This window comes from Streptomyces sp. NPDC002867, assembly GCF_053591895.1.
The window spans coordinates 138911-149916 of record NZ_JBSFUR010000016.1 but is presented as its reverse complement, the minus strand read 5'-3'; the positions used below and the strand labels follow the sequence as shown (position 1 = coordinate 149916).

At 72.6% G+C, this 11006-nt stretch carries 8 protein-coding genes; 3 read left to right on the top strand and 5 right to left on the bottom strand.

All coding sequences use genetic code 11. From position 1 onward, the window contains the following. Positions 1-128: 128 nt before the first annotated feature. The 5 genes from ACWD0A_RS18055 to ACWD0A_RS18035 all read right to left on the bottom strand — a co-directional run bounded on the left by ACWD0A_RS18055 (position 129) and on the right by ACWD0A_RS18035 (position 6922). Entirely contained in the window at positions 129-1058 is a 930-nt protein-coding gene (locus ACWD0A_RS18055; RefSeq protein ID WP_451299169.1) for a carbohydrate ABC transporter permease, read from the bottom strand. Next, the gene (locus tag ACWD0A_RS18050) at positions 1055-2386 is read right to left on the bottom strand and encodes a carbohydrate ABC transporter permease (RefSeq protein WP_451299167.1); all 1332 of its coding nucleotides are present in this window, start codon (positions 2384-2386) and stop codon (positions 1055-1057) included. The genes ACWD0A_RS18055 and ACWD0A_RS18050 overlap by 4 nt, the downstream gene beginning before the upstream one ends. 10 nt (positions 2387-2396) lie before the next feature. Further along, the gene (locus ACWD0A_RS18045; protein ID WP_451299165.1) at positions 2397-3728 is read right to left on the bottom strand and encodes an ABC transporter substrate-binding protein; all 1332 of its coding nucleotides are present in this window, start codon (positions 3726-3728) and stop codon (positions 2397-2399) included. A 28-nt stretch (positions 3729-3756) separates the two neighbouring features. Beyond that, entirely contained in the window at positions 3757-5436 is a 1680-nt protein-coding gene (locus tag ACWD0A_RS18040; protein WP_451299163.1) for a glycoside hydrolase family 13 protein, read from the bottom strand. Positions 5437-5650: 214 nt separating this feature from the next. Next, positions 5651-6922, bottom strand: a complete 1272-nt coding sequence (locus ACWD0A_RS18035) for an ABC transporter substrate-binding protein (RefSeq protein ID WP_451299161.1) — start codon at positions 6920-6922, stop codon at positions 5651-5653. Positions 6923-7090: 168 nt separating this feature from the next. Between ACWD0A_RS18035 and ACWD0A_RS18030 the strand changes: the two genes are divergently transcribed. From ACWD0A_RS18030 to ACWD0A_RS18020, 3 genes are read left to right on the top strand one after another with little or no spacing between them, the layout of a single operon-like run. After that, positions 7091-7597 carry a PadR family transcriptional regulator gene (locus tag ACWD0A_RS18030; RefSeq protein ID WP_307716916.1) on the top strand — a complete coding sequence of 169 codons (507 nt, stop codon included), beginning with the start codon at positions 7091-7093 and terminating at the stop codon, positions 7595-7597. Further along, the gene (locus tag ACWD0A_RS18025; protein ID WP_451299158.1) at positions 7594-8496 is read left to right on the top strand and encodes an ABC transporter ATP-binding protein; all 903 of its coding nucleotides are present in this window, start codon (positions 7594-7596) and stop codon (positions 8494-8496) included. Before ACWD0A_RS18030 ends, ACWD0A_RS18025 begins: the two co-directional genes overlap by 4 nt. A gap of 2 nt (positions 8497-8498) precedes the next feature. Continuing rightward, entirely contained in the window at positions 8499-10820 is a 2322-nt protein-coding gene (locus ACWD0A_RS18020) for an FtsX-like permease family protein (RefSeq protein WP_451299156.1), read from the top strand. The last annotated feature ends 186 nt before the right edge of the window (positions 10821-11006 follow it).

Here is an 11006-nt window from a genome sequence, read left to right as displayed (position 1 = left end):
AGATGAGGGTGCTGGCGACGGCGAGGTCGCGGTGTCCGGCGGACCAGGGCCCGGTCAGGTGGCGGGCAGCGGTTGGTTCCCGTGCGGGTGCAGGCCACGGGCGGACGACGCCGGTCTCTCGGTCGGTCCTACTTGACCGATCCGGCCATCACTCCCTGCACGAAGTGCCGCTGGAAGGCGAAGAAGACCACCAGCGGGACCACCAGCGAGAGGAACGCGCCCGGGGCCAGCACACCGATGTTGCTGCCGAACTGCCGCATCTGGGACTGCAGGGCGACGGTCAGCGGCTGGGATCCGCTGTCCGCGAAGAGCAGCGCCACGAGCATGTCGTTCCAGACCCACAGGAACTGGAAGATGGCGAGGCTCGCGAGGGCCGGCCGGCCGAGCGGCAGCACGAGACGGGAGAAGATGCGCCACTCGCTGCCGCCGTCCATCCGGGCGGCCTCCAGCATCTCGCGCGGTATCTCGGCGAAGTAGTTGCGCAACAGGAAGATCGCGAACGGGAGTCCGTAGGCGACGTGGAACAGGACGACGCCCGCGATCGTGCCGAACAGCCCGATGGTGCCGAAGAGTTTGGCCACGGGCAGCAGCCCGATCTGGACGGGGACCACCAGCAGTCCGACGACCACCAGGAAGATCGCGTCACGGCCGGGGAAGTCGAGCCAGGCGAAGGCGTATCCGGCGAGTGCGGCGATGCCGACGACCAGGATCGTGGTGGGCACGGAGATCAGGACGGTGTTCCAGAACGCGGCGGTGATGCCGGAGTCCTCCAGCAGCGCCGTGTAGTTGTCCAGTGACAGCTGGGAGGGGTCGCTGAGCGCCGTCCACCAGCCGTCGGACGCGTTGTCCCGCTCCGAGCGCAGCGAGGAGAGGAACAGCCCGGCGAGGGGCGTGATCCAGACCAGGGCCACGACGATCAGCAGTGCCTGGACGATCCCGCTGTTCAGCCACTTGGTCAGGCGGCTTTGCCGCCCGGGACGGCGCGGCGCGGCCGGGACCGCCGTGGGGACGGGGGCCTCGGCGAGCGGCGGGCGCTCGATGGTGCTGTGGCCGCTCATGCTCCGCTCCTCCTGAACCGCCGGACGTTGAAGATCATCGCGGGGACGACGAGCAGGAGGAGCAGGACGCTGAGCGCGCTGCCGAGGCCCTGGTCGTTGCCGCCGCCGAACGACACCAGCCACATGCGGGTGGCCAGTACGTTGGCCTCCTCCTGGACCGGTCCGGGCGCGATGATCCAGACGAGGTCGAAGACCTTCATCACATTGATCACCAGGGTCACGAAGACGACGGTGAGCACGGGTGCGAGCAGCGGGACGGTGATCTTGCGGAAGATCTGGCCCTCGGTGGCGCCGTCCATCCGGGCCGCCTCCAGCGCGTCGCGCGGGATGGCGGAGAGGCCGGCCCCGATCAGCACCATCGCGAATCCGGTCCACACCCACAGGTAGGCGCCGATGATCGCGGGGGTCACGAGGGCGGGGCCGAGCCAGTTCACGCCTCCGTAGGGGGCGGCGAAGTTCGACGCGGGCAGCCGGACCGTGTACGCGCCGTCGTCCAGGCCGGCGAAGCGGAACGATCCGTCGGCGGCCGTCGTCGTGGTGGCCGCGGTCGTCCCGTCGCGTACGGCCTCGACGGTCATGCCCGGCAGTCCCTTCTCGGCCGGGTCGACCTTTCCCTGCGCACCGCCGCCTCCCGGGGCGAAGTCGAGGTAGACGACTCCGCCGATCGCGTCGGGTCCCGGCTCCTTCACGGCCGCGGCCTTCGCCCCGGCGGGCATGGCGTCGGGGGCGACGCCCACGAAGCCGAGGGTCACGCTCCGTCCCGGTTGCACGGCCTCCTCGGTGGTGTAGGGGCCGCCCGCGCCGCCGGCGAGACCCTGGTTCTCGCGGGCCCTGGCCGTCGGATACGCCGCCGGATCCTCGAAGGCGTCGTGGACGCCGACGACGGCGGCGTTGAGCACGCCCCGGTCCGGGTCCTGCTCGTAGGCGAGCCGGAAGATGATGCCCGCGGCGAGGAAGGAGACCGCCATGGGGAGGAAGAGCACCAGCTTGAACGCGGTGGCCCAGCGCACCTTCTCGGTGAGCACGGCGAGCATCAGCCCGAGACCGGTCAGCAGGACGGGTGCGACGACGACCCAGATGGTGCTGTTGCGGATGGCCCTGAGCGTGGCCGGATCACTGAACATCTCGGTGTAGTTCGCGGCGCCCACGAACCGGTCCCCGCTCGCGTCGAACAGACTGCGGCCGACGGAGAAGAGGACGGGGTAGACGACGAGCGCACCGAGGAGCAGCAGTGCGGGCAGGACGAAGACGACCGCGAGGCGGCGCTTCCTGCGCTGGGCCCGGCGCCGCGGGTCCACCGCGGCGCGGGCCTTGAGGGTGTCAGGCATGAGAGCGGCCTCAGTTCCGGTACGCCTTGGCCGCCGCGGCTTCCAGCTTCGCCGCGGTGGCCTTCGGGTCGGACGGGTCGCGCAGGAAGTCCTGGAGCAGCTTCCACTCTCCCGCGCCCTTGGTGCCGCCGAAGGCGGCGGGCGCCTGGTCGGACATGTCGAAGCGGACCGAGTTGCCCGCGCCGATCAGCGATTCGGCGGTCTCGCGGGTCACGTCGTCGCTGTACGCGTCGAGGCTGACGTCCTTGTTCGGCGAGAGGAAGCCGCCCGCGCCGGCCCAGACCTCCGCGGCCTCGGGCGTCGCCAGGAACTCCAGCAGCCGCATCCCGGCCTCGGCGTTCTTGCCCTCCTTCAGGACGACGGCCGCGTCGCCGCCGCTGACCACCGGCGGCTCCCCGGCGCCGACCCCGGGGAAGGGGAAGAACTTGGCGTCCTCGCCCGGCTTCCTGCCGAACTCGTCCTTGGCCACGCCCGCGACGAAGTCGCCCTCGTAGACCATGCCCGCCTTCGGTTCGGGTCCGAAGACCTGCTCGACGGAGGCGGGGAAGTCGGTGCGCAGCGCGCCCTGGGCGCCGCCGGCGACGAGCTGCTTGTCCTTGAACACCTCGGCCAGGGTGGTCAGCGCCTTGACGACGCTCTCGTCCGTCCACTTGATCTTGTGCTGGGCGAGCTGGTCGTACTTCTCCGGTCCGGCCTGCGAGAGATACACGTTCTCGAACCAGTCGGTGAGCGTCCAGCCGTCCTCGCCGGCTATCGCGAAGGCGGGTCGGCCGGAGTCCGAGAGGGTGCGGCCGGCCTCCAGCAGGCCCGTCCACGAGCTGGGCTCCGTGACGCCGGCCTGGGTGAACGCGTCCGGGCTGTACCAGACGGTCGACTTGTGGGCCGCCTTGAAGTAGAGGCCGTAGTAGGTGCCGTCGACCGTGCCGTAGTTCTTCCAGACAGGGGAAAGGCCGTCGGTGGCCGACTTCGCGGTCTTGTCCGACAGCGGCTTGAGCCAGCCCTCGGAGGCGAACTGCTTCAGCACGCCGACCTGCGGGACCATCACCACGTCGGGGGCGTTGCCGCCCTCGATCTTGCTGCCGACGAAGGTGGAGACGTTGTCGCCGGAGGGCACGAAGACGGTCTTCGCACCCGTCTTCTCGGTGAAGGCGTCGAGCACCTTCTTGAAGTTCTTCTGTTCGCTGCCGGTCCAGACACCGGCCACGGTGACGGTCTGGCCACTGAGTTCACCGCCGCTCGCGGGGCCGGTGGTGCCACCGCAGGCGGTGGCGGTCAGCGCGACGGCGAGGGCCGCCGAGACCGTCGCTGCCGTCCGCCGGGTCGTGTTCGAGGGTCGTCGCATGGTGAGGGTCCTTCCGAGAGTGGGGCGGTCAGGAGGTGGGGTCGGCGGTCCACCACGCGGCGGTCGCTCCGGGGAGCACACCGTCGGGGCAGGGGCCGCTGGAGAGCAGGGGAGTGCCGCTCGCGGGAGCGGGGACGGGCTCGGCGCCGAAGTTGACCGCGCAGATCAGTCCGTCGCCGCGGACCATGGCCAGCACGTGCGGGGGCGCGTCCAGCCAGCGGAGCGTGCCCTCGCCCAACTGCGGGAGGCTGTGCCGCAGTTGCAGGCCGTCGCGGTACAGGTGCCAGAAGGATCGGGTGTCGGCGAGGGCCCGGTCCGTGGCGTGCTCCGCGAACCACTCGGGCTGCGGCAGCCACGGCCGGGCCCCGGCCTCGCCCTGGCTGAAGCCGAACGGGGAAGCATGGCCGGACCAGGGCAGTGGAACGCGGCAGCCGTCGCGGATGTGCTTGCGGCTGCCGGTGCGGTGGAAGATCGGGTCGGTGAGGACCTCGTCCGGCAGGTCGAGGACCTCGGGCAGGCCGAGCTCCTCCCCCTGGTAGACATACGCGGCGCCGGGCAGGGCCAGCATCAGCAGGGCGGCGGCGCGGGCGCGGGCGGCGCCGAGTCCGCTGCCCTCGACACCGGGTTCCCCCGCGTACCGCGTCACCGTGCGGACCTGGTCGTGGTTGTTGAGCACCCAGGTGACGGTGGAGCCGGTGCCGGCGATGTCGCGTACGGCCTCGTCGATCGTCGAACGGAAGGCGTCGGCGTCCCAGGGGGCGCTGAGCAGGTCGAAGAAGAACGCCTGGTGCAGTTCGTCGGGCCGGACGTACAGGGCGTGCTCGCGCGCGGTCGGTACGGAGACCTCGCCGACGAGCAGCCGCTCGTGACCGTCGCGTGCGGCGTACTCCTCGCACACCGCGCGCCAGCGGCGCCACACGTCGTGGACCTCCGGCTGGTTCCAGGCGAGCGGGTTGACCGAGTCGCGGGAGCGCTCGTCCGCTTCGGGGTCGTCCGAGTCCGGCAGCTCGGGGTGCTTGTAGAGACCGGCCGCCACGTCGATGCGGAAGCCGTCCACACCGCGGTCGAGCCAGAAGCGCAGCACCCGCTCGAACTCGTCGCCGACGGCCGGGTCACGCCAGTTGAGGTCGGGCTGCTCGGGGGTGAACAGGTGCAGGTACCACTCTCCGGGCGTCCCGTCGGGGTCCGTGGTCCGGCTCCAGGCGGGGCCGCCGAACATGGCGCGCCAGTTGTTGGGCGGCTCGGCGCCGTCCGCGCCGCGGCCGGGGGCGAAGTGGAAACGGGAGCGGGCGGGGCTGCCGGGGGCGGCGGCGAGGGCCTCGCGGAACCAGGGGTGCTCGCTGGAGCAGTGGTTCGGGACGATGTCGAGCAGCAGCTTGAGCCCGAGCCTGCGGGCGTCGGCGACCAGCCGGTCGAACTCGGCGAGGTCGCCGTAGACGGGGTCGACGTCGCAGTAGTCGGCCACGTCGTAGCCGTGGTCGTGCTGCGGCGAGGGGTAGAAGGGGCTGAGCCAGATGCCGTCGACGCCGAGTTTCCGCAGGTAGGGAAGCCCGGCACGGACGCCGGCCAGGTCGCCTATCCCGTCCCCCGTGCTGTCGAGGAAGCTGCGGACGTACACCTGGTAGATCACCGCGTCGCGCCACCACGGTTCGGGGGTGGCGGAGCTGCGGTTGGGGTGGCCGATGCCGGCCGGAAGCGTGCTGAGCATCTCGCGTCGACCTGTTTCTGCTGAATGCGAGAGCGCCCCGGATCGGGTGGCGCTGTTATGCATGCATGTTAAGTAGCCATGACGCCGAGGTGTCAACGATGCGTCCGTAAACTACCTGAAGCTGGGGTGTTATGTCCCGCTCTGGGGTCTTCAAATAGCAAGGAGCCTCTACCTAACATGTAGGTAGAGGCTCCTTGAGGAGGTGACGATGGGCTCAGCCGGTGCGGGAAATGGCGCCGAGCTCGCGCGCCAGTCGCGCGACCGCCTGCTCGGGCGTCTGGCGCAGCGCCATGACGTCCTGCGCCACCGCCTGCACGGCGAGGCTCACCTGGTCGTAGCGCGCGGACTTCGGTCGCGGCACGGCCGACAGCACGCTGCGGCGCAGGGTCGGCAGATACGGATGCGCGGCGATCAGTGCCGGATCCTCGTACAGCGCGGCACGCACGGGCGGCAGCGACCCCTCGGTCAGGACCTTCCGCTGGACGCGCTCGCTGGTGAGGTACGCGATCAGGTCGGCGGCCGACTCGGGGTGGCGCGCATGGCTGCTGATCGCCAGGTTGGAGCCGCCGAGCACGCTGGTGCCCGGGCCGTCGGGGCCGAGCAGGGGCACCGCGCCGAACCGCCCGGCCACCTTGGAGTCCTTCGCGCTCGCGTCGGTGTACACATACGGCCAGTTGCGCAGGAACAGCAGCCGTCCGTCCTGGAACGCCCGGCGGGACTCCTCCTCCTTGTAGCCGAGGGCGTCACGGGGGATCCAGCCCTCGCGCACGCCGTCCGCGAGGAAGGAGAAGGCGGCACGCGCGGCGTCCGAGTCCACGGTGACCCGGTCGCCGTCGTCCCGCAGGATCGAGCCGCCCGCCGAGTGCACCGCCTCCGTGACGTTGACGGTCAGGCCCTCGTACGGCAGGAACTGGCCCGCGTATCCGCCGAGGCCGTGGCGCGGGGCCAGAGTGCGGGCCTGGCGGGCCAGCTCGGCCCAGGTGCGGGGCGGCTTCACGCCGGCACGGTCCAGGACGTCCCGGCGGTAGTAGAGCAGCCCGGCGTTGGTCACGTACGGGACGGCGTACAACCGCCCGTCGAAGGTCGCGGTGTCCACCACGGGACTCAGGAAGGTGTCCAGGGGGAAGCGGTCGCGCTCCAGCGGCGAGATCCACCCGGCCGCGGCGAACTCCGAGGTCCAGGCCACGTCGATGTTGAGCACGTCGAACCGGTCGCTGCCCGAGCGCAGCTCGCTGATCATCTGCGCGCGGGTCTCGTCGGCCGAGTCCGGCAGCTCGACGAGCGTCACGCGTTCGCCGGGGTGCTCCTCGTTCCAGTCCTCGAGCAGCGGCGGGAGATAGCCGGTCAGGTCGCCGGCCGTCACCAGGGTCATCGGCCCCCGGCCTGCGGGCTCCGCTCCCCCGCCGCGCGCGTCGAATCCGGCGTATCCCGCAAGAACCACCGCCGCGACCAGGAGTCCCCTACCCGCGGCACGCATCCACCGCATAGGTTCCTCCCGGTGCACGATCCGGCTGCGCCGCCGACCATCGTGGCCTATATATACCCGTTAGGCATGGGCGATACTAGAGGCCCAGGCAGACGGGGCGGGCGGGCGGTCCGGACGTCCCACTGCCCGGCCAACAGCAGACTACGCAGCGGGAGAGAGGGGGAGCGCGTGCGGCTGCCGCTCCTGGCACTCCTCACCCGGGGCCCCGCGCACGGCTACGAGCTCAAGCAGGACCTTGAGAAGCTCCTGGGCGCCGCGTACCCTCAGCCGAACGTCGGCCAGATCTACGTCACTCTCGGCCGGCTGGAGAAGAGCGGCCTGATCGACGGCGAGGACGTCGAGCAGTCGGGCCGGCCCAACAAACGGACGTACCGGCTCACCGATGCCGGGCGCGAGGCCGTGCTGGCCTGGTTCGAGGAGACCACCGACGAGCCGCGGGTGCGGGACGAGTTCTTCATGAAGCTCGCGCTCGCGCCGGAGTCGGGGCTCGCCGACCCGATCGCCCTGATCAACAGGCAGCGGCGGCAGTACCTCAACACCATGCGGGAGTTGTCGAAGCTGGCCGCGTCCGAGGACCGGGACAACAGGATCTCCCAGTTGCTGATCGAGGGTGCCATGCTGCATCTGCAGGCCGACCTCGACTGGCTGGAACGTTGTCAGGAGGAGCTGGAATGAGCGACGACGCGCCGTCCGGCGGTCGCAGGGCGCAGCCCGGCGCGGCCGGGTCCGGCGGCCGGGACCGCGGTGTCCGGCCGTCCGGCGCCCCGGGTGTCCGCGCGGGCGCGGACGCGGGCTCCTCGCCGCACCCGGACATCCCACCCTCCGGAGCCGGCAGCACACCGATCGTGCGCGCCGAGGGTCTGACCAAGACGCACCACGGCGAGGGCGCCGCCGTGCACGCCGTGCGCGGGGTGGACCTGACCGTGCGGCCCGGAGAGTTCGTCGCGGTCACGGGTCCTTCGGGCGCCGGGAAGTCGACGCTGCTGCATCTGATCGGCGGGCTCCAGCGGCCCGACAGCGGGCGGCTGTGGATCGGCGGCGAACAGGTCGACGCCTACCGGGAGGCCCGCTGGGCGGTGCTGCGGCGCCGCAGCATCGGCATCGTCTTCCAGTTCTTCAACCTCGTCTCCAACCTCACCGTCGCCGACAACGTGGAACTGCCCGCGCTGCTCGCCGGGGCGTCGCCCCGGTCGGCGCGCGCCTCCCGCGCCGAACTGCTCGCCGAGCTCGGGCTGGAAGGCCGGGAGAAGTCGATGCCGGGCGAACTGTCCGGCGGTGAGCAGCAGCGCGTCGCGCTCGCCCGGGCACTCGTCAACCACCCCGCGCTGCTGCTGGCCGACGAGCCCGCAGGCAGCCTCGACAGCAAGGGCACCCGTGAGGTGCTGCGGCTGCTCTCCCGCTTCCACCAGCGCGGCCAGACGATCCTGATGGTCACCCACGACGCCCGGATGGCGAGCGCCGCCGACCGCGTCATCAGCTTCTTCGACGGACGCATCGCCGACGACGCGGTGCTCGGCACCGGGCACCGCGCCCCGGGCGGCGGCGTCTCCGGCGTGCTCGAGCTGAGGGACTGACGGTGCGCGCCACTCTGCGCTGGGCGCACGCCGACTTCCGGGCACACCGCGGCGAAGCCCTGTTCGTCGTCCTCGCCAGTGCGGGGATCATCGCCTCCCTGCTCCTGGCCGGAGCGCTGTTCGGCTACGCGGCCAACCCCTGGCAGCGGGTCTTCAACCAGTCCCAGGGCGCTCACATCTGGCTGCACACGCGCGCCGGAACCGACACCACCGGCCTGTCCCGGCTCGACGGCGTGGCCGCGCTTTCCGGCCCGTACCGCACCGCGACGACCACGGTCGAGTCGCGCGGGGCACGGGCGGGCCTCGAACTGCGCGCGACCGGCGCCCGGCCCCCGGAGACCGCCAGGCCGCTGGTCACCTCGGGCAGCTGGCTCGCGCCGTCCGGCGACGGCGGCGCGGCCGCGGTCGTGCTGGAGACGTCGGTCGCCCGTGCCCTGTGGGCGGAGCCGGGCGACACGCTGCGGGTCGCCGGGCCGGAGGGTTCGGCGAGCACGCTGCGGGTCGCGGGCGTCGCGGAGGCAGCGGAGCCGCGCTACCGGCCGGGGGGCGAGCCGGGCATCGGCTGGGTGCTGCCCGGCACGCTCGACAAGGTCGCCCCCGGCAGCGGCGGGCAGACCGTGGGCCTGCGGCTGGACGACCCGGACGACACCGACTTCACCGTCCAGCGCGCGGTGACGCTCCTCGGCGCCGACCGCGTCGCCCGGGTCACCAAGTGGCAGCAGGCGCGGGCCGAGGCGGGCGGCGACGACCGGCTGCTGGGGCAGCTGTTCGCCGTGTTCGGGACGGGCGCGCTGCTGGCCGCCGCTCTGGCCGCTTCGGGGGCGATCGGCGCACGGGTGCGCGGCCAGCTCCGTGACATCGCGGTGCTCAAGGCCGTCGGGTTCACACCCGGCCAGGTGGTCCGCGGCTTCCTCGTGCAGCACCTGGCCTTCGCGCTGCTGGGCGCCGCGCTCGGCACGCTCGCGATCGCCCTGCTGGGGTCGCGGATACCGGGCCGGATCGGTGACGCGGTCGCCCTGTGGCAGGACCTGCCCGGTCACACGGCCCTGTTGATCGGCCTGCCGTGCGGCGCGGTGCTGCTCATCGCGGTCGCCACGGGCCTCGCGGCCTGGCGTGCCGGACGCGTGCCCCCGGTCCCCGCGGCCCGGGCGGCGCTGCCGACCGCCGCGCCGATGACCGTGCTCGGCAGATGGGCGCTCGGCATGCGGGTGCCGCCCGCCCTCGTGCTCGGCACGCGCGCCGCCTTCGCACGCCGGGGCGGCGCGGTGGCGGCCGTGCTCCGCCTCGCGCTGCCGCTGGTGCTGATCACCGTGGCGCTGGTCGCCTGGTCGACCCTGGACCAGTTCCGCAGCCACCCGGACCGGGTGGGACTGCCGGCCGCGCTGACCGTACGGGCCGAGCAGCCGGGCGGTCCGACGGAGGCGGAGCTGGAGCGCATCCTCGCCGGTGTCGACGACGTGACAGCGGTCCATCCCGGTGTGGAGACGGCGGCCCTCGTACCGGGCCAGACGGGCACCATCACCTTGCGTGGGCTCGGCACCGCCCGCGAGCCGTACCCGTCCGCCGTGGTGGAGGGCCGGGCGCCCGACGGCCCCGACGAGGCGGTCGCCGGCCAGGGGCTGCTGGACCTGCTCGGCGTACGGGTGGGCGACTGGGTGCGGATGACGGTCGAGGGACGGCCGCAGATCCTCCACATCGTCGGCCGCAGCATCGAACCGGAGTCCGGCGGCCGGATCGTCTCGACGACGATCGACACCCTGCGCGAGCGCGATCCCGGCCTGCGGCCCGGATTCCACGCGCTGGTGCTGCGCGACGGCGCCGACCCGCGCGCGGTGAGCGCGGAGCTCGCCGAGGCGGGCGACGGCGCGCTGGAGATCCGGGAGACGCCCAACCCGGCGGACCGTCTGGAACCGGCGCGCGCGGTGATCGCCGCGCTGATCGCGGTCCTCGCGCTGATCGGCCTGATCGAGCTGCTGACGCTGATCGGTACGGGTGTACGCGACCGGGGCCGCGACCTGCTCGCCCTCAAGGCCATCGGCCTGACGCCCCGGCAGGTCGGGGCGGTGATCGTGACGGCGGCCGGTCTGACCGCGCTGCTGTCCGCCGTTCTCGGGACAACCGTGGGCGCCGTGGCGGGCCGCCGTCTGGTCGACGCCCAGGGCGGTGCCGGCGGCATGGGCGCGGGCATCGCGCAACTGCCGCCGCTGTCGGTGCTGTTGGCGCTGATCGCCGCGGCGGTGCTCGGCGCGGTGGCGGCGGCCTCGGTCCCCGCGACCCGAACGGCCCGTCGCAGGCCGGCGGACTCGCTGAGCGAGACGCTGTGAGCTGACGGGCCGGCTGACCGCGGGCGGTCGGGTCGGCCGCGACTCCGTGCGGTGTGCGGTTCGGCAGGTCGCGGGTCGTGTTCCGGTGGCGTACATGTCGCAGGTCCGGCGCCGGGTACCGATCGTTTGCCGTGCATGAAGCGGGACGTCCCGGTGAGGCGCCACTCCTCAGCACCCCCCTGCCGG